Source organism: Sphingomonas sp. PWP1-2 (genome assembly GCF_049898305.1).
GTDB classification, from domain to species: Bacteria; Pseudomonadota; Alphaproteobacteria; order Sphingomonadales; family Sphingomonadaceae; genus Sphingomonas; species Sphingomonas glacialis.
The window spans coordinates 875,333-899,420 of record NZ_JAFCXM010000001.1 but is presented as its reverse complement, the minus strand read 5'-3'; the positions used below and the strand labels follow the sequence as shown (position 1 = coordinate 899,420).

The window sequence follows — 24,088 nt, the reverse complement described above, 5'->3', positions numbered from 1 at the left end:
GTCGAGGGGCTGCTATCGTCCAAGCATATGCTCGACGAAACTCCCGAGCGTGCGGAAGCCGGTCAGCTTCAACCCGCTTTTGTCGTCCTGCACCGCCGCAGGCAGCAGCGCGCGCTCGAAACCGAGCTTGCCCGCTTCCTTCAGCCGCAAGGCGCCGTGCGCGACCGGCCGGACTTCGCCCGACAGCGCGAGCTCGCCGAACACCACCGCATCGGCGGGCACCGGCCGCTCGGACAGCGCCGAGATCAACGCCGCCGCCACCGCGAGATCGGCCGCCGGATCCTGCACGCGGTAGCCGCCCGCAATGTTGAGATAGACTTCGCTCGACGAGAAACTCAGCCCACACCGCGCCTCGAGCACCGCGAGCACCATCGCCAGCCGCCCGCTGTCCCAGCCGACCACCGCACGCCGCGGCGTCGCCCCGCTCGCAAGCCGTACGACGAGCGCCTGGATCTCGACCAGCACCGGCCGCGTCCCCTCGAGCGCGGGGAACACCGTCGTCCCCGTCATCCCCTCGTCGCGCTGCGTCAGGAACAGCGCCGAAGGATTGCCGACCTCGGACAAGCCTTCCGAGACCATCGCGAACACGCCGATCTCGTCGGTCCCGCCGAAGCGGTTCTTGATCGCGCGCAGGATGCGATATTGGTGGCTGCGCTCGCCCTCGAAGCTCAGCACGGTGTCGACCATATGTTCGAGCACGCGCGGCCCCGCGATCGATCCGTCCTTGGTGACATGGCCAACCAGCACCACCGCCGTCCCGCGTTCCTTTGCGAAGCGGATCAACTCCTGCGCCGACGCCCGCACCTGGCTGACGGTGCCCGGCGCGCCTTCGATCAGATCGCTGTGCATCGTCTGGATCGAATCGATCACGAGCAAGGCAGGCGGCTGCCCCTGCCCCAGCGTCGTCAGGATATCGCGCGTAGAACTCGCCGCCGCGAGCTGAACCGGCGCGTGCCCCAATCCGAGACGTCGCGCGCGCAGGCGGACCTGATCCGCCGCCTCCTCGCCCGAGACGTACGCAACGCTCAGTCCCGCGAGCGCCATCTTCGCCGCCGCCTGGAGCAGCAACGTCGACTTGCCGATCCCGGGATCGCCGCCGATCAGCGTCGCCGATCCCTCGACAAACCCACCGCCAAGCGCGCGGTCGAGCTCGGCAATTCCCGACGTCATTCGTTCGGGCAGCGCGATCTCGGCATCGAGCCCGACCAGCGTCATCGTCCGCCCGCCCGACTGGAGGTTATGCTTGGCCTGGAACGGCGTCACGGTGCCGCCGCCCGCTTCCTCGACCAGCGTGTTCCATTCGGCGCAATCGGCGCACTGCCCCTGCCAGCGGTGCGACACCGAACCACAGGCCTGGCAGACATAGCGTTTTTGAGGTTTGGCCATGGGACGAGCATAGCGAGCGGAGAACGAGAGGGGAACAGATTTTCCGACGCGTTACCTTTATGCGCTTTCAAAATGTCGTAGCGCGAGATCTTAACCGTTCTTTCGCGCTTTGCGCAGAAACCGGAGGTTCCAGGTCTGGAGCGTAAGCATGCAGCGTCTTATCTATATAAGCAGCACGAGATCCCCGCTCACGACGGCGGAACTCGATGCTATCCTGATCGCCTCACGCCGTAACAATGCCGCGGTCGGCGTGACCGGCCTGCTCGTCGCGGGTGGACGCCGCTTCCTCCAGGCGCTCGAAGGCCCGGAAGCTGCCGTGGAGACCGTCTTCAACAGGATCAAGGCCGATCCGCGCCACCACGCCGTCGTCATCCTCTCGCGCACGACAATCGACACGCCGACCTTTGGCCAATGGGCGATGGGCTTCAACCGCGGCGGCACGGGAAGCGGCGATGCAATAACGCTCCCCGAAACCGTCGCCACGCTGGTCGAGCCGATCACCGACCCGATCGTGCGCGGCTATTTCGAAGGTTTTGCGCAAGTCCACGCCGCCGCGTGAGCGCTACCCGCGCGCCGGGATAGTGAGCCCACGCTGCACCGCCGGCCGCGCGAGGCCACGCGCGAGCCACGCCTTGACGTTGGTGAAATCGTCGAACCCGACAAGCTCGCCCGCGCCGTAAAAGTCGACAACCGCGTTCACCCAACCCAGCATCGCGATATCGGCGATCGTGTAGTCCTCGCCAACGAACCAGCGCTTGTCGGCGAGCGCGACATCCATCACGCCGAGCAAGCGCCTGGCCTCGGCGACATAGCGGTCGCGCGGACGCTTGTCCTCGAAGTCCTTGCCGGCGAACTTCACGAAGAAGCCCATCTGGCCGAACATCGGGCCGACGCCGCCCATCTGGAACATCACCCATTGGATCGCTTGAAGCCGCGCGACCGGGTCGCTCGGCAGGAACCGGCCGGTCTTCTCGGCAAGGTAGAGCAGGATCGCACCCGATTCGAACAAGGCCAGCGGCGCACCGCCCGGGCCGTCGGGATCGAGGATCGCGGGGATCTTGCCATTGGGGTTGAGCGATTCGAATTCGGGGGTCTTCTGGTCGTCCTTGGCGAAATCGACCAGGTGCGGCTCGTACGCCAGCCCGGTTTCCTCGAGCATGATCGAGACCTTGACGCCATTCGGGGTCGGCAACGAATAGAGCTGCAACCGCTCGGGATGCTGTGCCGGCCAGCGCTTGGTGATCGGGAAAGCGGAAAGATCGGGCATTGCGAACTCCTTTGGCGCGCCACGATGGCGTGCAGGAGATAGTCACGCGCCCCGCGCTTCGCTATGGCGCCATCCGATGCAAGCTTCCGATCTCCGTGTCGCGCTCTTCAGCGGCAACTATAACTATACCCGCGATGGTGCGAACCAGACGCTCAATTTGCTCGTCGGCCATTTGCTGAGCCGCGGCGTCAAGGTGCGCGTCTATGCCCCCACCAGCCGCACGCCAGCTTTTCCGCCGACCGGCGACCTGGTCAGCGCACCCTCGATCAAGATCCCGCTGCGCGGCGAATACAAGCTGACGCGCGGCATGGGCAATCGCGTGCGGCGCGATCTGGCGGCGTTCGCGCCGAACCTGATCCACCTGTCGGCGCCCGACTGGCTCGGCCACAAGGCGCTCGCTTATGCCGAGAAGCACGACATCGCGTGCGTCGCTTCGTACCATACGCGCTTCGAGACCTATATGAGCTATTACGGGCTCGGGTTCCTCGTGCCGATGATGATCCGCGCGCAACAGCGCTTCTACAGCCGCGTCGACGAAGTGCTCGCGCCGAGCCAGATGATGGGCGAAATCCTGCACGACTGGGGCGTGCCGACGCCGGTCACGCGCTGGTCGCGCGGCGTCAATCACGAACGCTTCAATCCCGCGCGGCGCGATCTCGCGTGGCGCCGCAGCCTCGGCATCGGTGATGACGAGATCGCGGTCGGGTTCCTCGGCCGGCTGGTCAAGGAAAAGGGCCTCGATGTATTCGCGCAGGCGCTGCGCGCGCTCGACCAGCGCGGCGTCAAGCATCGCACCTTCGTCGTCGGCGAAGGCCCCGCGCGCGACTGGTTCGCCCAGCAGGCGCCCAATGCGGTGTTCGCGGGCTATCTGACCGGCGACGATCTCGGGCGTGCGGTCGCGTCGATGGATGTGTTCTTCAACCCGAGCCTCACCGAGACCTTCGGCAACGTCACGCTCGAGGCGATGGCGGCGGGCGTGCCCGTGGTCGCGGCGCGCGCGTCGGGCGCGGTCGGGCTGATCGCCGATGGCGTGACCGGGCTGATCGTCCCGCCGACCGATATCGAAGGCTATGCCGATGCGCTCCAGCGCTTCTGCGAGGATGACGCGTTCCGCCACAGCGCGGGCGCCGCGGGCCACGCGGCGGCGGCGGCCTATCAGTGGGAGCGAATCAACCAGGTCGTGCTCGATACCTATCTCAAAGTGCTCGAGCGCCGCGCGTCCGGGCACCCGACCGGCGCCGCGCACGCCGCGTAAAGCGGTCGTTGCCCGCGATCCGTCACTCCCTTGCGGGAAGCGCGGATCGCGGGTCAACCACACGGTGGTCAGGTCCTAGCGCCAGTCATAGCTCAGCGGTGCCTCGCGGAACGCGAAGCGATCGACATGGCGCGCGACGGCGCCCTTCAGGCCCTCGAGCTGCTCGACCGACGTCGCGTCGATCCGCACCTCAAGCACATCGGGATGCGCGTCGAACGTGACCGTCGCATCGCCGGGATGCGCGGCGCCGCGCGCATCCTTGGGGAAGACGATCGTCCCATGGTCGGGGGTGAACACCACCGCCAGATTGTGCTCCCAATGCTTGCACGTCTGCTGGAGGTATTTGCTCGCCGAGGCGGTCGGCACGCGCGCGGTTGCGGTATAGGCCATCACAGCCGCTCGATCTTTTGCGCGGCGTCGTCGATCAGCGCGACGATCTGGTGGAGCGTTTCCTGCTCGACCTGCTCGTGGCGCAGCTTGTGCACCAGCACCTCGCGCAGATTGCCCATCGCGCGGCGCACCGCCGAACTCTCGGTCCGCGCCCGCTCGGCACCGACCTCGGCGAGCCGCGCGAACAGCGCCTCGACCAATTCGCCATTTTCGGCGAGCAGCGCCGTCCCGCCCTCGGTGATCGCGAAGAGCTTCTTCGCCCCCTCGGCCTGCCGCGCCTCGATCAGCTCCATTTCGTCGAGCAGCGTCAGCGTCGGATAGACCACCCCCGGGCTCGGCGCGTAGGCGCCACCGGTGAGATCCTCGATCGAGCGGATCAGGTCATAGCCGTGGCGCGGCTCGTCGGCGATCAGCTTGAGCAAGACGAGCCGCAGCTCGCCGCCGTCGAACATCCGCCGGCCGCGCGGGCCACCGCGCCCCTCACCCTCGCCCCGACCGCTGCCATGCCCGGCGCCGCGCCCGCCACCGAAGTGCCGCCCGCCGCCCGGTCCACCGCGCATGCCCATACGGCCGTGCCCGGGTTGGCAGCCGTGGCTGCCGCGTTCTGAAAATCCAAACATATCGTTCCTTCTGTATAACACGATGGCACTAAGATATATCTTAATGCACTCTTCGCAAGGGCTGCCGCGCACTTTTTTGAGACCCGGCTCGCGCCTCGCCCGCCCGAACCAGCCCAGGCCCCATCCCCACGGGTGGTTAGCGTGCGTCGGAACGCCTATCTTGCTTGGATGCCCGACCTTTTCGCCGCCTTCGATCCGCCCGCCGCCGAGGCTATCAGCGCGACTGCCCCGCTCGCCGATCGCCTCCGCCCGACCATGCTCGCCGAGGTCGTCGGGCAGGAGCACATCACTGGTCCCGAGGGCGCGATCGGGCGGATGGTCGCCGCCGGGCGGCTGTCGTCGATGATCCTGTGGGGCCCGCCCGGCACCGGCAAGACGACGATCGCGCGGCTGCTCGCCGATGCCGTCGGCCTGCGCTTCGTCGCGATCTCGGCGGTGTTTTCAGGCGTCGCCGACCTCAAGAAAGCCTTTGCGGAGGCGCGCGACCATGCCCGGCTGGGCAAGCGGACCTTGCTGTTCGTCGACGAGATCCACCGCTTCAATCGCGCGCAGCAGGACGGCTTCCTGCCCTATGTCGAGGACGGCACCGTCACCCTGGTCGGCGCAACGACCGAGAATCCGTCGTTCGAGCTCAACGCCGCCGTGCTCAGTCGCGCACAAGTGCTGATCCTCCACCGGCTCGACCACGCCGCGCTCGGCAAGTTGCTCGACCGCGCCGAGGAGATCGAGGACCAGCCGCTCCCGCTCACGCCGCAAGCGCGCGATGCGATGATCGCCAGCGCCGATGGCGACGGCCGCTTCCTGCTCAACCAGGCCGAGACGCTGTTCGCGGTCAACCTGCCCGAGCCGCTCGACCCCGCCGGCCTCTCCGCCTTCCTGCAGCGTCGCGTCGCGGTCTACGACAAGGATCGCGAGGGGCATTACAATCTCATCTCCGCGCTCCACAAAGCGGTGCGCGGATCGGACCCGCAGGCCGCGCTCTACTATCTCGCGCGCATGCTCACCGCGGGCGAGGAACCGCTCTATCTGCTGCGCCGGATGGTCCGCATGGCGGTCGAGGATATCGGCCTTGCCGATCCGAACGCGTTGACGCAGTGCCTCGCCGCCAAGGACGCCTACGATTTCCTGGGATCGCCCGAGGGTGAGCTCGCGATCGCGCAGGCATGCCTGTATCTCGCCACCGCGCCAAAATCGAATGCCGCCTACAAGGCGCAGAAGGCGGCGTGGAAATCGGCACGCGAGACCGGATCGCTGATGCCCCCCGAAAACATCCTCAATGCGCCGACCAAGCTGATGAAGGAGATCGGCTACGGCAAGGGCTATGCGTACGATCACGATACGGCCGATGGCTTCTCAGGATCGAACTATTGGCCTGCGGAGATGGAGCCGCAGACTTTCTATGTCCCGACCGATCGCGGCGTCGAAAAGCGCATCGCAGACCGCATGGCATGGTGGGCGAGCTTGAAAGACGCGCAATGAAGGACTGGGCTTCGCGCGCCGCCGCCGCGTTGACCTTGCCCGACACGATCGCCGCGACGCCTGATGGCGGCGCGGCGGTGAAGGTCGGATCGGACGGCCGGACCTTCGTCTCGATCAGCTGGCCCACCCTGCTCATCCGCCACGGCAGCGACGATCCCGACCGCGTCCAGGCAGCTGCGCGCAAACCCAGCAAGCCGCGCACAAAGGCGTGATCCCGACGCACTTCACCCGCTTCGCCGCGATCGATTGGTCGGGAGCGAAGGGCGCGCGCCACCCCGGCATCGCGCTCGCGCTGTGCGAGACGGGCGCGGCGGCCCCGACGCTCGTATCGCCGCCGCGCGGTGTCTGGTCACGCGCCGACATCCTCCACTGGCTGCGCGATCAGGCCGAGACACCGCTGCTCGTCGGCTTCGACTTCAGCTTCGCGCCCCCCTATGTCGAGCGCGGCGCCTATCTGCCCGGCGAGGCCGCGCCGACGACCGCGCGCGCCTTCTGGGGCTATGTCGATGCGCACGCCCCCGATGCCGATCTCGGCGCTGCCTCGTTTCTCGAATCGCGCCGCGGCACGCATTTTTATCTTGGCGCAGCCGACGGCACGAAGGCCGATTTCCTCCACTTCCGCCGCTGCGAGGCGCATCACAATGCCGCCGGGTTCGGCAAGCCCTCGACCGTCTACGACGCGATCGGCGCAGCGCAGGTCGCCAAGGCGAGCTTTGCCGGCATGAGGCTGCTCCACCATCTCGCGCCAGCCATCCCGGTCTGGCCGATCGACCCCGCCCCCCACACCGGCGCGTGCGTCGTCGAAATCTACACGACGATCGCCGCGCGCGCCGCCGGGGTGCGCAAGGGACGCAGCAAGCTGCGCGATGCCGCCGCACTCGACATGGCGCTCGCCACGCTCGGCAGCCGCGCCCACACGCCGCTCGCGCGCTATACCGATCACGCGACCGACGCGATCCTCACCGCCGCCTGGCTCCGCGCGAACGCGGCACGCACCGATTTTTGGCACCCGAGCGCGCTGACCCCCCAAATTGCGCACACCGAGGGCTGGACCTTCGGCATATCCTGACGCATTGAGCGACAACGTGCCGGCTTAGCTCAGTTGGTAGAGCGCCAGTTTTGTAAACTGGATGTCGCGGGTTCGATTCCTGCAGCCGGCACCACTTCGAATCCTCGAGATTCAGGCCGTAACCCATTGATCCAGAAAACTTAAGGGCGACCATTTGAGGGTCCGTGGTCAACGCTGTAAGATGGTGACCCCCACGATCAACCCGTCGGCAAGCCACTGGCCCAGCATGGTCCCGGCGCGCGTTATGCCGGCATGCTCACCATGGGCCTCGACCAATTCCGCACACAGATCGGGAAACGCCACGCCCGCGGTCGCTCGCAGCAGCGCATCGCGCTCGGTGCGGTCGATCGCGCGGAACAGCGAGACCTGATCGCGCCGCCAGACCATAATCGCACCCGGCTTGGGCAGCACCTGAACCGCCGGCGGCGCTTCTGCCGCGAACAATGCCGACCAGATCGCAGGCGCGTTGGTGGTCAGCGCGCGCAGGCGTAGCGTCGGCGTGAACTGCAGCTTCGCCGTATCCCAATCGACATGCGCCAACGCGCCCACGTCAAGGGCTGCGCTATCCGGACCGACAAACGCCTCCCCGAGCGCGTATTCGATCCACGCAAGCTCGGCGACTTCGGGATCATCGGGATACAGCACCGCAAGCGTTGCCGGAAAATCCCGCGGATAGGCGTCGAGCGTCCAGCTCGTCGGTGGCACGCGCTCGATATGGGCGACGACGGCATGGTGAAACGCCTCGCCGCCAACCCAGGCGCGCGTCTGCACAAAGCTTTCCTCAAGGCACGCGACCAGTTGGGCGCGATACGTGTTCTGATAGACCAGCAAGCCGGCTGCGGCCGCGCTGCCATAGCGGCTTGCCGCGTCGGCATCCGCAGCGACGAGCCACGCGCGCATATCGCGCTGGAGCGCGAGCAAGCTCATGCCGCTTTGGCCAAGGGCTGTCCGCCGATCCGCCGGGCAAGGTCCAGCTCGGCGAGAAGCTCGTCCAACGGCGGGATGTCGTCGTCACGCTCGATCATCGTCGCGACCGGCCCGAGCATCGGCAAGACATGCGCGTACAGGTCCCATACCGAGATCGGCACAGGTTGATCGTGCGTGTCGATCAGCATGTCCTGTCCGCGGCTGTGCCCGGCCAGATGAATCTGCCGCACGCGTTCGTGCGGCACGCCGTTGAGATAGGCGATCGGATCGAAGCCGTGGTTGGTCGCGCTGACGAACACATTGTTGACGTCGAGCAGCAGGCCGCAGCCGCTGCGCGCGCACATCGCATCCAGGAACTGCCATTCGGTCATGTCGGCACCCTCAAACGCGATATAGGTCGAGGGATTCTCGATCAGCATCGTGCGTCCTAACGCGTCCTGCGCGCGGCCGATATTGGCGCAGACCAGGGCGAGGGCTTCGTCTGTGTACGGCAAGGGGAGCAGATCGTGCGAACTGAAGCCCTCTATCCGAGTCCAGCTGAGATGATCGGATACGAACAAAGGCTCGATCTCATCGACCAGCGCGCGCAGCCGGGCGAGATACGCCCCGTCCAGTCCGTCGGCCGATCCGATCGACATCGAAACGCCGTGCAGCGCGACCGGATAGGACGCGCGGACATCGCGCAGGATCTGGCGCGGCTTGCCGCCATCGACCATGAAATTCTCGGAAATCGCTTCGACGAAATCGACCGCGACGCGGTGTTCGCGAAACGCGGCGTAGTGCGGTTTACGCAAGCCGAGCCCGAAACCGGCAAAGGGCGTGATGGGCAAGGCCATGGGCTTTGGCATGGGGTCCGTCCTGATCCGTGCTGGAAAGAAGGTCGGTCCGGTCCCCTGACGGCGACCGGGCCGAGTCCCGCGATCAGTTCGGCGCGGTCAGGCTGCCACCGGCCTTCGTGCACTGCTTCGCCGACAGCGCCTTGAAGCCCTGTCCCTTGCAGTCATTCTGGCCCTTGCACTCGTTCTTGGCGGTCTTGCAGTCCGACGTGCCCTTGCAGGTATTGACGCCGTAGCAGTGCACCGTGTCGCCATCCTTTGCGACCGCGACGGTCGGGGCCGCAGCACTGATGGCGACGACGGCGGCGGCGGCGGCGAAGCTGATGCCGGTACGAAGAGTACGCATGGAAAATCTCCCGGAAGGGGTTTGCCGGATTGGCTCCTCCAATTCGCGGGTTCACGATCGACGGTTACAGCTTCGCCAAAACTTACCAACGCAACAGGCGCGGCCCCACCAGCGCGCCGAACGATGCGGCGAGCAGGATGCCGAGCGAATACCAGGTCAGCACGAAGATCGCCGAGGCTTCGGGGCAATGCAGGCAATAGACGGTGGCGGCGAACGCGCCCGCCGCCAATCCTGCCGCCGCGCCGGCCAGACGCAATCGCGTTGGCGCGAGTCGCCGGAACGACCAGAGCAGCCCGATGAAGATCGGCATCGCGAGCGAGAGTACGCGCCACGGACATTGTTTCCAGCTTTGGCCCAACCACATCGCCAGCCATTGCGTTTGCGGTGTGTGGAGGAGCTCGAACACGCCGACGCTGGCCAGCAGCAGTACCGGGATCGCCAGCAGCCACAGCCATCGCAACCGATGCGTTTCGGGACGCGCCAATTGCGCGGTCAGCGCCAACGCCCCGAAGGCGAGCGAAATCGTGTACGCCCACTTCATCCAGAAATAGAAACCGTGCATCGCCACCGCCAGATCAGGCCGCGCGCCCCACATCAGCAACACATAGCTTGCCGACACGGCCGCACCTGCCGCGATACCAAGCACGAGCCGTCGGCCCACCGCACTGCGCTTCACGGGCGGGACATCGCTGGCGAGCGTCGCGATCAGGTCGTCGGTGTTCATGCCCGTCCTCCCTGGATGCGCGCCATCAAGGTCTTGAGCCCGCGATGGACCGAGATCTTCACGTCGGATTCGCCAACACCATGCGTATTGGCAGCCTCGGCGACACTCAGCCCTTCGATCCTGGTCGCGCGGATCATCCGCGCCTGTTTGGGCGGAAGCGTGTCGAGCAAATCGTCCACGTCCATGCGCGCGGAACTGGCGTCCTCGAACCCTTCGGCGATCAAGATGTCTTCCAGCCCTTCGATCGGCTGAGTCCGACGGTTACGGCGGAAATGATCGATCATCTTGTAGCGTGCGATCGCGAACAGCCACGCGGTGAACGGGCGGTCGCGGTCGTAGGTCGAACGGCGGGTATGAACTGCGATCAGCGTATCCTGCACCAAATCCTCGATATCGTCGCCGTCGCCGCTTGCACGACGCCGGTAGAATCCCCGAAGCATGGGGACCAGCAAGCGCAGCAACGCCGCGTGGTCGTCGGCATTGCCGTCGAGCCCAGCGATCATCAATCCGCGCAACTGTTCCTCACTTGCTCGCATGAGCCCTCCCGAGGATGTTTTCGTGCGACATGGCCAGAAGGTTACACCCGAGCGCGCGAGCGGCGGAAAATTCTTTCGCGCCGGCTTTTACGTAACCGAACCAGCCGTGCCGCCGAATTGGCCCATGTGACCGGGTTTGCCCCGACGCCTCCTTCCTGGTCACCGCGTGGTTCGGCGGTCCCCCATCGCCGAACCACGCACCGCAGAGGCTTCCATCATCGAAGGAAACATCTCGTGCATCCGACCCATGCCGCACTCGCCGCCAGCCTCGCCCTCGCAGTGGCCGGCGGTGCCACGCTTTCCGGTGGTGCCCACGCCGCGCCCGCGATGGAGAAATGTTACGGGGTCGCGCTTGCCGGCAAGAACGACTGCAAGGCTGGGGCCGGCACCAGCTGCGCGGGCACGTCCAAGGCCGATTATCAGGGCAATGCCTGGAAGCTCGTCAAGGCGGGCACGTGCGTCACGACAAAGACGCCCAAGGGCACTGGTTCGCTGACGCCCAAGGCGTAATCGCCAGCCGCAGAACCGGGGTGTCGCTCGCGCGCCCCGGCCATTTTTTCGGAGACGCCCATGATGTCGCTCGTCGCCTTGTACGATCGCACCGTTCGACGCGCGGCTGCCTTGCTCCCCGATGCGGCGCTGCTGCTGATCGCCCGGTTGGGGATCGCAGCGGTGTTCTTCCTGTCGGGCCGGACCAAGGTCGGCGGGCTGCTGCAGATCACGGACAGCACCTACGAACTGTTTCGCACCGACTATGCGCTGCCGCTGGTTCCGCCCGCGATCGCGGCGGTCGCCGCGACCTATTCGGAGCATCTCTTCTCGATCCTGCTCGTCCTCGGCCTCGCGACACGGTTCTCGGCAGCCGCCTTGTTGCTGATGACGCTGACGATCGAGATCTTCGTCTATCCCGATGCCTGGCCGACGCATCTCAGCTGGGCGGCGATCCTGTTGCCGCTGATTGCCCGCGGCGGCGGAGCGTGGTCGCTCGACCGCGTGCTGCCGACGCTTCCGACCGAAAAGGAACAGTAAAATGAAGTTCGGACTCCTTCCCGCGCTTGCAGTGATCGCGAGCGGCGCGCCGGCCTTGGCCAATGACCCCACGCATCCGACCGTCGTCGAGCTGTTCCAAAGCCAGGGTTGTTCGTCCTGCCCGCCCGCGATCGCAAATATCAACGGGATCGCCGATCGCCCGGAGATCCTCGCGCTGACCTTCGCGGTCACGTATTGGGATCAGCTCGGGTGGAAGGACAGCTTCGCCAAGCCCGAATTCACCGAGCGCGAACGCGATTATGCCCGCACCGGCATCAGCCAGTTCGCCACGCCGCAGACGGTCATCAATGGCCGAGCCTCCGTCAATGGCGGCAATCGTGCGCAACTGGTGGCGGCAATCCGCACGCAGGATCGTGGTCCGGCGGGCCCGGCCATCGAGGCTGCGCCCGGCACGGTGACGATTGGGAAAGCCGCGACCGCGCAGCCCGCGACGATCTGGCTCGTGCGCTACGATGCAAGGGCGCTCAGCGTTCCCATTCGTGCGGGCGAGAATGGCGGCCGAACGCTTGTGCATCGCAACGTCGTGCGGTCGCTCAGCATCATCGGAACGTGGAACGGGATGTCGAAAACGGTGGTGATCCCGACGAATTCCGATCCCAACCTCAAATCAGCCGTGCTTGTGCAAGCAGGACGTGGCGGGAGGATCGTGGCCGCATCCCGCATTTGACACGTCGAACCGACATCGGATTCTACGCAGCGCGACCGGTCAGATCCAATCCGCTGAAATGCGCGCGCGCTGCATCGATGAAGGCGCGCACGTTGACCGATGTGCGTCGATTGGCCTGATAGACGAGGTGGACCGGTACGGGCGGCGGCGCGGCTTCGTCGAGCAGCGTGACCAAGCGGCCCGACGCGACGGCCGCGAGCGCCTGATAGGACAGCACCCGCGCGATCCCCACGCCATCGGCCGCAGCCGCAATCGCCGCATCGGCGGTGTTGACGGTCAGCCTTGGTTCGATCCGGATGGCGGTCTTGCCAGTCGCTCCGAAGCGCCATTCGTGCGCACGATCGATCTCGGTGAAGGAGATCAAGGCGTGGTCATGCAGCGCTGGCACGGTCACGGGCGTTCCGCGTGCCGCGAGATAGCCCGGGCTGGCGACGAGCACGCGCCGCACTTCCGCAACCTTGAGGGCATGGAGCGCGCTGTCTGACAGATCGCCGATCCGCACGGCGACATCGATCCCCTCTTCGACCAGGCGGACGACGCGATCGATCAAAGTCAGTTCGACACCTAACCGCGGATGGTTGCGCAACAGGCTGGTCGTGATCGGCAGGATATGGAGCCGCCCAAAGGTGACCGGCGCGGTGACGACAAGATTGCCTCCCGGCAGAGCACCGGTGCCGCGCAACGCCAGCGCTGCATCGTCGAGTTCGGTCAGCGCGGCGCGGCAGCGCTCGAGATACGCCGCGCCCTCGTCGGTCAGCCGCACCGATCGCGTCGTCCGCCGCAACAAGGGTGTTCCGAGATCAAGCTCCAGCGCCGCGACTGCCCGGCTCGCCGCTGTAGGCGAAACGCGCAGTCGGCGCGCGGCCTCCGCAAAGCTCGCATGATCGGCGACGGCGACGAAGGTGCGCAGCATGTCGAGCCGATCCATGATTGTCCCGATTTGTGCATGAGTGAAGTGTCGAAGGAACGGATTATCACATCCTAGCCCAAGGCGCATCTTCCCTGGGCAGGCCGCATCCAGCCGCCTACCCGGAGAAAAGACGTGTCCCGCATCGCCACTCCCACCCGCGAAGATTCCCCCGCAAAATCGCAGCCGCTGCTTGATGCGGTCGAAAAGCAGCTTGGCATGGTCCCCAACCTGTTCCGGCTCGTCGGCAGCAGCCCGGCTGCGCTGGAGGGCTATCTCGGCCTCAACGGCGCACTGGGCCGCACGCTCGACGCCAAGACCCGCGAGCGCATCGCGCTTGTGATCGCGCAAGCCAATGGCTGCGATTACTGCCTGTCGGCGCATACCTATCTCGGCCTGAACCTCGCCAAGATCGACGCCGCCGAGATCGCGCTGAACCGCGCCGGTCATTCGGGCGACGCCAAGGCCGATGCGGCCGTCGGCTTCGCCCGCAAGGTCCACGAGGCGCGCGGCCAGGTCAGCGACGCCGACCTCGCCGAAGTGCGTCTGGCCGGCTTCAGCGAGGCGCAAGTGATCGAGATCGTCGCGTCGGTCGCGCTCAACGTGCTGACCAACTACATCAACAATGTCGCCAGAACCGACATCGACTTCCCAGTCGTCCTGGCGGCCGAAGCCGCTTGATGGTCCGGGGTCGGCGGTTTGCGCTCAATGCGCCCGCCGACGCCGCCCTGCAGCAACCGGAGCTCGATCATGGCCAATGCCTTCCTCACCCTTGCGACGACGCCGAGCGTGCTCGCGGCACAGGTAGCGAATGGGAGTGCCGGGCTTTACGACACCGTCGGCGGGCGCCGGCCAGCGGACCGTTTCGGACCGGCCGAAGTCCAGTTCATCGCCGAGCGCGACAGCTTCTACCTGGCGAGCGTATCGGAAAGCGGCTGGCCCTATGTCCAGCATCGCGGCGGCCCGGCGGGTTTCCTCAAGGTGCTTGACCAAACGACACTCGCCTTCGCGGACTTTCGGGGCAATCGCCAATATATCAGCCTTGGCAACGTGGCGGCGAACAACCGCGTGGCGATTTTCCTGATGGACTATCCGCGCCGTCGCCGACTGAAACTCTATGCCCGGATCGAGGCGCGTGATCTCTCGACCGATCCCGTGCTGGCGAGCAAGCTCGACCTGCCGAGCTATCGTGGCGTGCCCGAACGCGTGTTCCTGCTGCACCTCGCAGCGTTCGATTGGAATTGCCCGCAGCATATTACCCCGCGCTTTACCGAGGCCGAGATCGCCGCGGCATCTGCGCCACTCCACGCCAGACTCGCGGCGCTCGAAGCCGAAAACATCGCGCTGCGTACAGCGCTTGCCGAAAAGGACCTGCCCGCATGAGCACGCTCGAAACTCCACGGTTCCCGCTGCCGCCCTTCACGCGCGAGAGCGCCGTGCTCAAGGTGCGGGCGGCGGAGGATGCCTGGAACAGCCGCGATCCCGAGCGGGTGGCGCTGGCCTATACGGTCGACAGCGCGTGGCGAAACCGGGACAGCTTCGTCACGGGGCGACCCGCCATTATCGCCCTGCCGAGCGCCAAATGGTCGCGCGAGCAGGACTATCGCTTGGTCAAGGACCTTTGGGCGTTCACCGACAACCGGATCGCGGTGCGGTTTCAATACGAGTGCCGCATCGCTGGTCAGTGGTATCGGAGCTACGGCAACGAGCAGTGGGAGTTTGCCGAAAACGGACTGATGCGGCGGCGCGAAGCGTCGGTGAACGATCTCGCGATCGCGGAGGGGGAGCGTCGCTTCCTGTGGGATGCCCCCGCACCGCGTCCGCGGGCGTATCCCGGCTTGGCCGGCGTAAACGGATGACCGCGATCCGCATCGCGGCCGTATCGGGCAGCCTGCGGGCAAGCTCGATCAACACGGCATTGCTGCGCACGATCGCAGCTGGAGCGCCCGAGGGCGTTTCCGTCGCGCTGGTTTCGCTAGGCGCGCTGCCGCTGTTCAACCCCGATTTGGAGGCGGATCTGCCCGAAACCGTCAAGGTCTTGCGCGCAACGATTGTTGCCGCGGACGGGGTGATCGTGGCGAGCCCGGAATATGCGCACGAGCGATAGGCTGAATTGCGGTCCTGCGTGCGGCTGACCTCAAAATCACTCTGCGCAATACAGGGATACACCGCTCAAACGGCCACTAGACGCGACAGCGTAAGAGGCCGATGAGGCCAGGCCTCGGATCATCCGATCGAAGGGCTGCGCATGAGATCCTGTTCCCCGTGCTGAAGCGCCTGCTTCTCGGTCTCATCGGCGTCATCGTCGTCGGACTCGTCGCGTTCTGCGTCTTCGCGTGGCGCCCAGCGATCGCCGAGATCGCGCCGCCCGCGCCCGGCAGCTTCGCGCCCGCGCTGGTCGCACAGGGCGAAGTTCTGGCCAGCGCCGGCTATTGCTCTGCATGCCATACCGCCAAGCATGGCAAGCCGTTCGCCGGCGGCTATCCGATGGCGACGCAGTTCGGGACGATCTATTCGACCAACATCACGCCCGATCCCGCGACGGGGATCGGTAAATGGTCTGAACCCGCGTTCCGGCGGGCGATGCATGAGGGGGTGTCGCGCAACGGCGCGCATTTGTTGCCGGCGTTTCCCTACGACCATTTCACCAAGCTGACCGACGGCGACGTGGCCGCGCTGTATGCGTATTTCATGACCCGCGCGCCCGTTCGCCAGGAAGCCAGCGACAACACCGTACCCTTCCCGCTCAACATCCGCCTGTTGCAGGCCGGGTGGAAGCTGCTGTTCTTCACCCCCGGCCGCTTCCAGCCCCAGCCGACACAAAGCGCCGAATGGAATCGGGGCGCCTATCTTGCCGAGGGCATCAGCCATTGCGGCGCCTGCCACACGCCGCGCGGCATGCTCGGCGCCGAGATCCGGGATCGCGCCTATGCAGGCGCACCGATCGACGGCTGGATCGCGCCGCCGCTCGACAAGACCAACCCATCGCCCGTGCCGTGGACGCACGCCGAGCTGGTCGCCTATCTCGGTACCGGCATCGGCCGCTATCATGGCACCGCCGCCGGGCCGATGGGCGCGGTTCCGCGCGGTCTCTCCCACCTCCCCGCTGCAGACGTCGCCGCGATCGCCACCTATTTCGCCAGCCGCAACGGATCGGCGAGCCAAGGCGCGCAGGGCGATGCCGCGATCGTGAAGGCCTTGGCCGCCGACAAGATCGGTACCGGACTGACCTACGATCCCGCCGCGCGGCTCTATGCCGGGGCCTGCGCCGCGTGCCACTATAACGGTCGCCAGCTGAACCCGCTGCGCCCCGATCTCGCGCTCAACAGCGCAGTCAACCTCGACGATCCGACCAATCTGATCCGCGTCATCCTCTATGGGGTGAGCGCGCAGGACGGCGCGCCGGGCGTGGTAATGCCGGGCTTCGCGCACGGCTTCACCAACGCCGACGTCGCACGGATCTCCGCCTATCTGCGGACGACCCGGACGACCAAGCCGGCCTGGGCCGATCTCGAGACAAAAGTCGCCACCATCCGCGCGCAAGGCCAGGGCCAATGACCAGCTTCACCATCAACGGCCGCGCGGTGACCACCGACGTCGAGGACGACACGCCTCTGCTGTGGGTGATCCGCGATCATATCGGGCTGACCGGCACGAAGTTCGGCTGCGGGATCGGGATGTGCGGCGCCTGCACCGTCCATGTCGGCGGCCGCGCGACGCGCTCCTGCATCACCCCGCTCGCGTCGGTCGAGGGCGCCGCCATCACGACGATCGAAGGGCTCGACCCCGCCGCAAATCACCCGCTGCAACAGGCGTGGCGCGCGCTGCAGGTGCCGCAATGCGGCTACTGCCAGTCGGGCCAGATCATGCAGGCGGCGGCGATGCTGCAGGATTTCCCCGCCCCCAGCGACGACGAGATCGACGCGGTGATGACCGGGAGTCTGTGCCGCTGCATGACCTATGTCCGCATCCGCGCGGCGATCAAACAGGCAGCCGCCGAGATGGGAACCAAGGCATGAGCCGCCTCATCACGCGCGCCGAAGCGACGACGCCGTTCAGCCGGCGTGGCTTCCTCGTGGCGAGCGGCGCGGCGGGGGTCGCATTCGGCTTCTCGCGCGTGCTGGCGGCGATCGATCCGGCGGTGCCGGGCAGCGTACCCGCCTCCGCCACCGGGCCGCAATTCGAACCGACGATCTGGTTCGGGATCGACGCGGCGGGTATCGTCACCATCAACATCATCCGCGCCGAGATGGGCCAGCACGTCGGCACCGCGCTCGCCCGCATCCTCGCCGACGAGCTCGAGGCCGATTGGGACAAGGTGCGCATCGTCCATGTCGACAGCGACCCGAAATGGGGCCTGATGGTCACCGGCGGCAGCTGGTCGGTCTGGCAGACCTTCCCGGTGTTCAGCCAGGCGGGCGCCGCAGGGCGGATCGCGCTGATCGAAGCCGGCGCCAAGCTGATGGGCGCCAACCCCGCGAACTGCACGGCTAAAGACGGCGCGGTCCATGCCGGCGGGCGTTCGATGTCCTATGGCGACATCGCCAAGAGCGGCACCGTCGCGCGGCAATTCACCCCCGACGAGCTCAAGGCGCTGCCGATCAAGCCGGTCAAGGAGCGCCGCCTGATCGGGCGCGAGACGCATGGCCTCGACATCGACGCCAAGACCAACGGCACCGCGGTCTACGGCATCGACGCCAAGCTGCCGGGGATGGTCTATGCCCGCCCCAAGCTGCCGCCGACGCGCAACGGATCGAAGGTCGTGTCGGTCGACGACGCCGCGGCCAAGAAGGTCAAAGGCTATCTGCGCTATCTGGTGCTCGACGATCCCTCGGACACCGTGCCCGGCTGGGTGATGGTGATCGCAACCTCCTATTATGCCGCGCTCAAGGCGACCGACCTGCTCGACGTCACCTGGACGCCCGGCCCCGGCGCGGACATGAGCGAGCAAACGCTGCAGGACCATGCCCGCGCGCTCGTCGCCAAGGCCGATGGCGGCATTCTGCTCGACATCGCCGACGACGACAGCACGCCGAACTTCACCGCCGCCGCGGCGAGCACGATCGAGCAGATCTACACCACCGCGACCGTGCTCCATTTCCAGCTCGAGCCGCTCAACGCGCTCGCGTTCGAAAAGGACGGCGTGTTCGAGATCCACACCGGCAACCAGTGGCAGAGCCTGATCCTGCCCACGCTCGCCAAGGCGCTCGGCGTGGCCGAGACCAAGGTGGTGCTGCGCAGCTATCTGCTCGGCGGCGGCTTCGGCCGGCGGCTCAACGGCGACTATACGATCCCGGCCGCGCTCGCGACCAAGGCGCTTGGCCGCCCGGTCAAGATGATCATGACGCGCGAGGACGATGCGCGCTTCGATTCGGTGCGCTCGCCCTCGGTGCAGCGGCTGCGGATGCAGTTCGACGGCAGCGGCCAGATCCAGGCGATGGAGCATCACGCTTGCGCCGGCTGGCCGACGCAGGTGATCGCCGGGCCGACCTTGCTCGCCAAGACCAAGAAGGGCGGCCAATACGATCCCTTCGCAATCTCGGGTGCGGACCATTGGTACGATGTCGGCCACCAGCAGGTCCGCGCGGTCGCCAACGATCTCGCCAACGCCACCTTCCGCCCGGGCTGGCTGCGCTCGGTGGGACCAGGCTGGACCAACTGGGCGCTCGAGAGCTTCATCGACGAAGCGGCGCACCACACAAACATTGACCCGGTCGCGTTCCGGTTGAAGCTGCTGACCGGCAAGGGCCGCAACGCCGGCACCGCGCCCAACGCGGTCGGCGGCGCGCTCCGCCAGGCCGAAGTGGTGCGCCGTGTCGCCGAGAAGGCCGGTTGGGGCGCAAAACTTCCCGCCGATACCGGGCTCGGCGTCGCCACCAGCTTCGGGCAGGAGCGCGACATGCCGACCTGGGTCGCCTGTGCAGCGCAAGTCCATGTCGATCGCGCGACCGGCATCGTCCGCGTGGAGAAGCTGACGCTCGTGGTCGACGCCGGCACGATCGTCGATCCCGACGGCGCGCTGGCGCAGGTGCAGGGCGGCGCGCTGTGGGGCCTGAGCATGGCGCTGCACGAGGGCACCGAATTCGCCGCGGGCCAGGTGAAGGACACCAATCTCAACACCTACACCCCGCTGCGCATCGCCGACGTGCCGCAACTCGACATCAGTTTCGTCGAGAGCGAAAACGTGCCCGTCGGGCTGGGCGAGCCTGCCACTACGGTCGTCGGCCCCGCGATCGGCAATGCGATCTACGCCGCGAGCGGGATCCGATTGCGCCACATTCCCATCACCCCGGCCGCGGTCCTGGCCGCATTGAAAGCGCGGTAGATGTACGCTCGCGGCGGCTGACAGCGCCGCTCGCGGGAACCCTGTATCGCCCGCGATGCTCGGCACTCTGACCTTTTGCGCCGGGCTCCATCGCGTCGCGATGCCGGACGAAAGCTGGAAGCTGGCCGAACGCCTCGACCCGTCGAGCGGTCTCCTTAGGGCCGCTCGCTGGCGCGTCCGCACCGTGCAGCCGACAGTCGAGCGTGCCAACCGAAGCGGCCGAGGCAAAACGCCATCGCAAGCGTTCCCGTCGCAACCCGTCTGCCGCTCCGTCGTTGTCGCGCGGCAGCCCCCAGGAGATATGCGATGGCCTCGACCCCAGCCAAGACCGATGAGAGCGTTGCCGCAAGGCTGGCAAGAGGTGCCGTAGCGGGCGTGATAGCGGGCGCCGTGGCATCCTTTGCGATGGACCGGTTCCAGGCCGCGGTATCGCCGTTGCTTCCGTCGAGCGGGAGCGATTCCGAGCCCGCGACGGAAAAAGCCGCCGATGCGGTGTCGGAGAGCCTTACGGGGCAAGCCGTCGCCGCCGCGGACAAACCGCTTGCCGGCCAGGCGGTTCACTATGCTGTCGGGATTGCGCTCGGCGCGGCCTATGGCATCGCAGCGGAGTTTCGCCCGTCGGTCACCTCCGGCTATGGGCTGGGGTTCGGGCTCGGCACCGCAACGGTGCTCGACGAAGCCGCCGTTCCCGCGACAGGGCTCGGCAGCGCGCCGTGGAACGCCGGGATCGCAAGCAATGTGTATTCCTACGCCTCGCATATCGTCTTCGGCGGCGTGAGCGAGATCGTCCGCCGGCACGTCGCCGGTACGCTGCTGCCCCGCCAGGGCGACTGAACGATAGCAACGCAAGGAGCATGACCATGGCTGATTATCGCAAGACCGACGCCGCAATCGCGCGGCTCTCGCCCGAACAATATCGCGTGACGCAAAAAAGCGGCACCGAGCGTCCCGGTACGGGCGAATATCTCCACACCACGGATGCCGGCATCTATGTCGACATCGTTTCGGGGGAGCCGTTGTTCGCGTCTGCCGACAAATACGAATCGCACTGTGGCTGGCCGAGCTTCACCAAGCCGATCGAGCCCGCCAATGTTGCCGAGTTGCGCGATGCCACGCTCGGCATGGTCCGCACAGAAGTCCGTTCCGCCAACGGTGACAGCCACCTCGGACACGTTTTCAATGACGGTCCGCGGGATCGCGGCGGGCTACGCTATTGCATCAACTCGGCATCTTTGCGCTTCGTACCCCGCGCTGCGATGGAAGCCGAGGGCTATGGTGCGTATCTCGATCAAGTCGAGGGCTGAACGCCGCTTCTGCGCCACCGCTTCCTCCGCAGACGGACGCTTAGCGTAGACCCTTTGACAATCGCGTGACCGCGCTGTTTCCGGCATGTAACGCGCATGAGGGGTCCCGTGCTATCGACGGGTTCCGGGAGGTGAGAGCATGACGGATCCAAACGGTTCACGCTGGCGGGCAGGTCTGGTGGTCGGCGTGTCCGCGTTGCTCGCGGCCTGTACGACAAGCCCGCATCCCCAGGCCCGCGTTGTAGCGCCCGGCGCCCGCTATGTCGCAATGGGAAGCTCGTTTGCGGCGGGGCCCGGAGTCACGTCATCAGCCGACCAGCCCGCCACGCGTTGCGCCCGTTCGACAGACAATTATGCGCATCTCCTCGCGCGCAAGCTCGGCTTGCAGCTCGACGATGTGAGCTGCAGCGGCGCGACCACGGCGCATATTCTCGGGCCCTGGGACGCGCTGCCGCCGCAGATCGACGCGCTGACCCGCGATACCGGGCTGGTGACGATCACGATCGGCGGCAACGATGTCGGCTATATCGGCGGCCTCGGATCGGCCTCGTGCCGCAGCTTTGCTGCGCCGCCATCCGGAACGCCGGGAGGCAGATGCCCCGCGCCCCCGCAGGTCCTCGAAGCCGACTGGGCGAAGCTCGACACCGCGCTGCGCAGCATTGCGGCCGAGGTGCATCGCCGCGCGCCCGCGGCGCGATTGATCTTCGTCGATTATGTATCGGTATTGCCGCCGGTCGAGACGTGCGCGAGCGTGCCGCTGTCCCGCGCCGAGGCCGATACTGGCCGCGCCACGGCGCGACGGCTTGCAGCGCTGACCGCGCGAGTCGCCGCCGAGACCGGATCCGAAGTCCTGAAAGCATCCGACCTGTCGAGCGCCCACACCGCGTGCAGCGCCGAGCCGTGGGTCAATGGCTTCCCCCTGCCCGGCGGACCGAGCTTCGTGCCATATCACCCGAACGCCCGCGGAATGGCCGCGATCGCCGAGGCGCTCGGCCGGCAGATTCAGTCGCGGACGACGTGAGTCCCCAGCGCGGACGCCGCGAGCAACCGACGAAACCTGACCGACGCCCTACCGTTTGAGGAACGCCCCGATGCCTGCAAGCGCAAGCTTGTCGGCGGGGACGGCGGTTTGCGTGAAGGTGAGGCGCAACCACCGCGTCGGCCGCGTTGTGCCGAACGCGATCCGCTGCGTCGCCAGCGCATAGGCGATATTGGGAAGTTCGCCCGCCGCCGCGAGCTCCCAGCGCGCGCCGTCGAGGCTCGTCTCGAACCGATAATCGCGCGGCGGCGCCACGCCTTTGGCGATCGTCCGCGACGGCGTTACGCTTATCCCGGCAAGCGCCATTACTGCGCCCATGTCGATCGTCACGCTGGCGGGCCGGCCCGGCGTCGGGGCAGGCACGGTCCAGCGCGTCGCCGCGTCGTCGTCGAGCAAAGCCTCGGCACCGGGGCCCGAGGCGGTCACGATCCGCCAGCCCGCGCTCGACAGTGTCGTCGCATCGTGCGCACGCACCAGCACGACCGCGGCCGGCTGGACTTGCAGGAACAGCGCGACTTCGCTGATCGCCGGGCAGACCGGCGCCGCGAGGATGCGGAGACGGACCCGCCGCGCGGTGATCGGCTGCGGCAGTCGGATGATGCGCTGCGGTCCGATCGCTTCATGGTCGGCGAGCGTCCGCCATGCGCCTTCGATCTCGGCATCGACTGCAAAGCGCGTCACGCGCGCGCCGAGCGGCAGATATTCGCGCAGCCGAATCAGGTCGAAGCGCCGCCCCGGCGGGAGGTCGAGCGTCAGGCTCGGCGTCGTCACCGCGTCGCCGCTCGACCAATAGCTGTCGCGCCGGCCATCGAGCACGCGTGCGGCGGCAAAAGCCGGGCCGCGCGTGTCGCTCGCGCTCGCGATCGCGCCCTGTGCGAGGTCGCGCGCATAGGTCGCGGCCTGCGCGGCACCGAAGGCGCGCAGCACCGCGACGTCGCCATCGGCCAGCCGCCCGCGCCGATCGGGCGGCAGATTGAGGTTGAGGTTGGTGCCGCGCCCGACCGAGCTGTCGTACAGCTCCAGCAACTGCGCGGGCGTCTTGACCTTGGCATCCTCGTCGGCGTGGTAGAACCAGCCGGGGCGGATCGACACGTCGGTCTCGGCCGGCCACCACAAGGCGCCGCCGCGCACGCCGCTATTGCCCTCGGACTGGACATAGGGATGGTTTGGCATCGTCGGCCAGCACGGATCGCCCGCCACGCCATCCTCGTTGCCGACCCAGCGCAGGTCGGCGCCGAGCGGATCGAAGGTACACGCCATCGGCTGATACTGATGCACCAGCGCGACCGTTTTGGGCCAGTCGTAATAGGCCGGCGCATCGATCTTGCGGGTCTCGCGCGCGCCACCGTAATAGCCGTCGCCGCCATTGGCGCCGTCGAACCAGAATTCGAACAGCTCGCCATAGCGCGTGCAGAGCTCGACGATCTGCTTGCGGAAATAGTCGACATAGGCGGGCCGGCCGTATTCGGGATGATGCCGGTCCCACGGCGAGAGATAGAGGCCGAAGGCGAGCCCCGCGCGACGCGTCGCCGCCGCCATCTCGCCGACCACGTCGCCCTTGCCCTGCTTGTACGGCGTGTTGCGGATGCAGCGCTCGGTCAGATGCGTCGGCCACAGGCAGAAGCCGTCATGATGCTTGGCGGTGAGGATGATGCCCGTCATGCCGCCCGCCTTGGCCGCCGCGACGATCTGGTCGGGCGAGAAGTCGGTCGGGTCGAACAGCGCCGGATCCTCGTCGCCATACCCCCATTCCTTGTCGGTGAAGGTGTTGATCGAGAAATGGACGAAGGCATATTGCCCGCGCGCATGCCAGGCGAGCTGGCGCTTCGACGGCGTCGCGCCCCACGGCTGCGGCGGTGCCACCGCACCCTTGGTCAGCGCGGGCACGGCAGTGGCGGCAGCAGTGGCGGCAAGGCCGGAGGCAAGCACGCGGCGGCGCGAAGGACGGATCACGGGCATCT

Annotated in this window: 29 protein-coding genes and 1 tRNA gene; 19 read left to right on the top strand and 11 right to left on the bottom strand. The window is 66.9% G+C overall.

Annotation, left to right across the window (positions count from 1 at the left end):
• Nucleotides 1-12 precede the first annotated feature (12 nt).
• The gene (radA, locus tag ACP7C5_RS04390) at nt 13-1,386 is read right to left on the bottom strand and encodes a DNA repair protein RadA (RefSeq protein WP_133189156.1); all 1,374 of its coding nucleotides are present in this window, start codon (nt 1,384-1,386) and stop codon (nt 13-15) included.
• A 148-nt stretch (nt 1,387-1,534) separates the two neighbouring features.
• Between radA and ACP7C5_RS04385 the strand changes: the two genes are divergently transcribed.
• Nucleotides 1,535-1,945 (top strand): BLUF domain-containing protein, encoded by a 411-nt coding sequence (locus ACP7C5_RS04385; RefSeq protein ID WP_426263304.1) that lies wholly within the window; start codon nt 1,535-1,537, stop codon nt 1,943-1,945.
• 3 nt (nt 1,946-1,948) lie between these two features.
• Here ACP7C5_RS04385 and ACP7C5_RS04380 read toward each other — a convergent pair whose 3' ends face one another.
• Nucleotides 1,949-2,653 (bottom strand): glutathione binding-like protein, encoded by a 705-nt coding sequence (locus ACP7C5_RS04380; RefSeq protein WP_426263303.1) that lies wholly within the window; start codon nt 2,651-2,653, stop codon nt 1,949-1,951.
• A gap of 76 nt (nt 2,654-2,729) precedes the next feature.
• Between ACP7C5_RS04380 and ACP7C5_RS04375 the strand changes: the two genes are divergently transcribed.
• Nucleotides 2,730-3,908, top strand: coding sequence for a glycosyltransferase family 4 protein (locus tag ACP7C5_RS04375; RefSeq protein ID WP_426263302.1), 1,179 nt, complete (start codon nt 2,730-2,732; stop codon nt 3,906-3,908).
• Nucleotides 3,909-3,983: 75 nt separating this feature from the next.
• Here ACP7C5_RS04375 and ACP7C5_RS04370 read toward each other — a convergent pair whose 3' ends face one another.
• The gene (locus ACP7C5_RS04370; RefSeq protein ID WP_354288973.1) at nt 3,984-4,298 is read right to left on the bottom strand and encodes a DUF2218 domain-containing protein; all 315 of its coding nucleotides are present in this window, start codon (nt 4,296-4,298) and stop codon (nt 3,984-3,986) included.
• Nucleotides 4,298-4,864, bottom strand: a complete 567-nt coding sequence (locus ACP7C5_RS04365) for a PadR family transcriptional regulator (protein ID WP_426263386.1) — start codon at nt 4,862-4,864, stop codon at nt 4,298-4,300. The genes ACP7C5_RS04370 and ACP7C5_RS04365 overlap by 1 nt, the downstream gene beginning before the upstream one ends.
• 222 nt (nt 4,865-5,086) lie before the next feature.
• On the opposite strand from ACP7C5_RS04365, the gene ACP7C5_RS04360 reads away from it, so the two are divergent.
• From ACP7C5_RS04360 to ACP7C5_RS04345, 4 genes are all read left to right on the top strand, one after another.
• On the top strand, nt 5,087-6,397 hold the full coding sequence (locus ACP7C5_RS04360; protein ID WP_426263301.1) for a replication-associated recombination protein A: 1,311 nt from the start codon (nt 5,087-5,089) through the stop codon (nt 6,395-6,397).
• Entirely contained in the window at nt 6,394-6,609 is a 216-nt protein-coding gene (locus ACP7C5_RS04355; protein WP_426263300.1) for a hypothetical protein, read from the top strand. Before ACP7C5_RS04360 ends, ACP7C5_RS04355 begins: the two co-directional genes overlap by 4 nt.
• Nucleotides 6,606-7,466 carry a hypothetical protein gene (locus ACP7C5_RS04350; protein ID WP_426263299.1) on the top strand — a complete coding sequence of 287 codons (861 nt, stop codon included), beginning with the start codon at nt 6,606-6,608 and terminating at the stop codon, nt 7,464-7,466. The genes ACP7C5_RS04355 and ACP7C5_RS04350 overlap by 4 nt, the downstream gene beginning before the upstream one ends.
• An 18-nt stretch (nt 7,467-7,484) precedes the next feature.
• Nucleotides 7,485-7,560: transfer RNA gene (locus tag ACP7C5_RS04345), tRNA-Thr, on the top strand.
• Between the two features lie 74 nt (nt 7,561-7,634).
• Here ACP7C5_RS04345 and ACP7C5_RS04340 read toward each other — a convergent pair.
• The 5 genes from ACP7C5_RS04340 to ACP7C5_RS04320 all read right to left on the bottom strand — a co-directional run bounded on the left by ACP7C5_RS04340 (nt 7,635) and on the right by ACP7C5_RS04320 (nt 10,835).
• Nucleotides 7,635-8,393, bottom strand: coding sequence for a DNA-binding domain-containing protein (locus ACP7C5_RS04340; RefSeq protein WP_426263298.1), 759 nt, complete (start codon nt 8,391-8,393; stop codon nt 7,635-7,637).
• Nucleotides 8,390-9,241, bottom strand: a complete 852-nt coding sequence (locus ACP7C5_RS04335) for a DUF692 domain-containing protein (RefSeq protein WP_426263297.1) — start codon at nt 9,239-9,241, stop codon at nt 8,390-8,392. Before ACP7C5_RS04335 ends, ACP7C5_RS04340 begins: the two co-directional genes overlap by 4 nt.
• Nucleotides 9,242-9,314: 73 nt before the next feature.
• Entirely contained in the window at nt 9,315-9,575 is a 261-nt protein-coding gene (locus tag ACP7C5_RS04330) for a hypothetical protein (protein WP_426263296.1), read from the bottom strand.
• A gap of 82 nt (nt 9,576-9,657) precedes the next feature.
• The gene (locus tag ACP7C5_RS04325) at nt 9,658-10,299 is read right to left on the bottom strand and encodes a DUF1109 domain-containing protein (protein WP_133189272.1); all 642 of its coding nucleotides are present in this window, start codon (nt 10,297-10,299) and stop codon (nt 9,658-9,660) included.
• The gene (locus ACP7C5_RS04320) at nt 10,296-10,835 is read right to left on the bottom strand and encodes a sigma-70 family RNA polymerase sigma factor (RefSeq protein ID WP_189675202.1); all 540 of its coding nucleotides are present in this window, start codon (nt 10,833-10,835) and stop codon (nt 10,296-10,298) included. The genes ACP7C5_RS04325 and ACP7C5_RS04320 overlap by 4 nt, the downstream gene beginning before the upstream one ends.
• A 234-nt stretch (nt 10,836-11,069) precedes the next feature.
• Between ACP7C5_RS04320 and ACP7C5_RS04315 the strand changes: the two genes are divergently transcribed.
• Genes ACP7C5_RS04315 through ACP7C5_RS04305 form a run of 3 tightly spaced genes read left to right on the top strand, consistent with a single transcriptional unit; the run spans nt 11,070 to nt 12,552 of the window.
• Nucleotides 11,070-11,345, top strand: a complete 276-nt coding sequence (locus ACP7C5_RS04315; protein ID WP_426263295.1) for a DUF2282 domain-containing protein — start codon at nt 11,070-11,072, stop codon at nt 11,343-11,345.
• Between the two features lie 60 nt (nt 11,346-11,405).
• Nucleotides 11,406-11,864, top strand: a complete 459-nt coding sequence (locus tag ACP7C5_RS04310; protein WP_426263294.1) for a DoxX family protein — start codon at nt 11,406-11,408, stop codon at nt 11,862-11,864.
• A 1-nt stretch (nt 11,865) separates the two neighbouring features.
• Nucleotides 11,866-12,552, top strand: a complete 687-nt coding sequence (locus tag ACP7C5_RS04305; RefSeq protein ID WP_426263293.1) for a DUF1223 domain-containing protein — start codon at nt 11,866-11,868, stop codon at nt 12,550-12,552.
• Nucleotides 12,553-12,574: 22 nt separating this feature from the next.
• Here ACP7C5_RS04305 and ACP7C5_RS04300 read toward each other — a convergent pair whose 3' ends face one another.
• Complete coding sequence (locus tag ACP7C5_RS04300) at nt 12,575-13,480, bottom strand: LysR family transcriptional regulator (protein ID WP_426263292.1); 906 nt, start codon at nt 13,478-13,480, stop codon at nt 12,575-12,577.
• Between the two features lie 114 nt (nt 13,481-13,594).
• Here ACP7C5_RS04300 and ACP7C5_RS04295 point away from each other — a divergent pair, with 114 nt between their 5' ends.
• The 10 genes from ACP7C5_RS04295 to ACP7C5_RS04250 all read left to right on the top strand — a co-directional run bounded on the left by ACP7C5_RS04295 (nt 13,595) and on the right by ACP7C5_RS04250 (nt 22,109).
• Nucleotides 13,595-14,140 (top strand): carboxymuconolactone decarboxylase family protein, encoded by a 546-nt coding sequence (locus ACP7C5_RS04295; RefSeq protein WP_426263291.1) that lies wholly within the window; start codon nt 13,595-13,597, stop codon nt 14,138-14,140.
• Between the two features lie 69 nt (nt 14,141-14,209).
• A complete protein-coding gene (locus ACP7C5_RS04290; RefSeq protein WP_426263290.1) occupies nt 14,210-14,842 on the top strand; it encodes a pyridoxamine 5'-phosphate oxidase family protein in 633 nt (210 codons plus the stop codon).
• Nucleotides 14,839-15,318: a DUF1348 family protein gene (locus ACP7C5_RS04285; RefSeq protein WP_426263289.1), complete on the top strand. Its 480-nt coding sequence runs from the start codon at nt 14,839-14,841 to the stop codon at nt 15,316-15,318. The genes ACP7C5_RS04290 and ACP7C5_RS04285 overlap by 4 nt, the downstream gene beginning before the upstream one ends.
• Nucleotides 15,315-15,566 carry an NADPH-dependent FMN reductase gene (locus ACP7C5_RS04280; protein WP_426263288.1) on the top strand — a complete coding sequence of 84 codons (252 nt, stop codon included), beginning with the start codon at nt 15,315-15,317 and terminating at the stop codon, nt 15,564-15,566. Before ACP7C5_RS04285 ends, ACP7C5_RS04280 begins: the two co-directional genes overlap by 4 nt.
• Nucleotides 15,567-15,724: 158 nt before the next feature.
• A complete protein-coding gene (locus ACP7C5_RS04275; RefSeq protein WP_426263287.1) occupies nt 15,725-17,017 on the top strand; it encodes a c-type cytochrome in 1,293 nt (430 codons plus the stop codon).
• A complete protein-coding gene (locus ACP7C5_RS04270) occupies nt 17,014-17,478 on the top strand; it encodes a (2Fe-2S)-binding protein (RefSeq protein WP_133189294.1) in 465 nt (154 codons plus the stop codon). The genes ACP7C5_RS04275 and ACP7C5_RS04270 overlap by 4 nt, the downstream gene beginning before the upstream one ends.
• A complete protein-coding gene (locus ACP7C5_RS04265; protein ID WP_426263286.1) occupies nt 17,475-19,784 on the top strand; it encodes a molybdopterin cofactor-binding domain-containing protein in 2,310 nt (769 codons plus the stop codon). The genes ACP7C5_RS04270 and ACP7C5_RS04265 overlap by 4 nt, the downstream gene beginning before the upstream one ends.
• A gap of 306 nt (nt 19,785-20,090) precedes the next feature.
• Nucleotides 20,091-20,618: a DUF1440 domain-containing protein gene (locus ACP7C5_RS04260; RefSeq protein ID WP_426263285.1), complete on the top strand. Its 528-nt coding sequence runs from the start codon at nt 20,091-20,093 to the stop codon at nt 20,616-20,618.
• A gap of 26 nt (nt 20,619-20,644) precedes the next feature.
• Entirely contained in the window at nt 20,645-21,088 is a 444-nt protein-coding gene (gene msrB / locus ACP7C5_RS04255) for a peptide-methionine (R)-S-oxide reductase MsrB (protein ID WP_133189300.1), read from the top strand.
• A 139-nt stretch (nt 21,089-21,227) separates the two neighbouring features.
• Nucleotides 21,228-22,109, top strand: coding sequence for an SGNH/GDSL hydrolase family protein (locus ACP7C5_RS04250; RefSeq protein ID WP_426263284.1), 882 nt, complete (start codon nt 21,228-21,230; stop codon nt 22,107-22,109).
• Nucleotides 22,110-22,157: 48 nt separating this feature from the next.
• On the opposite strand, the gene ACP7C5_RS04245 is transcribed toward ACP7C5_RS04250, so the two are convergent.
• Nucleotides 22,158-24,086 (bottom strand): alpha-L-fucosidase, encoded by a 1,929-nt coding sequence (locus tag ACP7C5_RS04245; RefSeq protein ID WP_426263283.1) that lies wholly within the window; start codon nt 24,084-24,086, stop codon nt 22,158-22,160.
• Nucleotides 24,087-24,088: the final 2 nt, after the last annotated feature.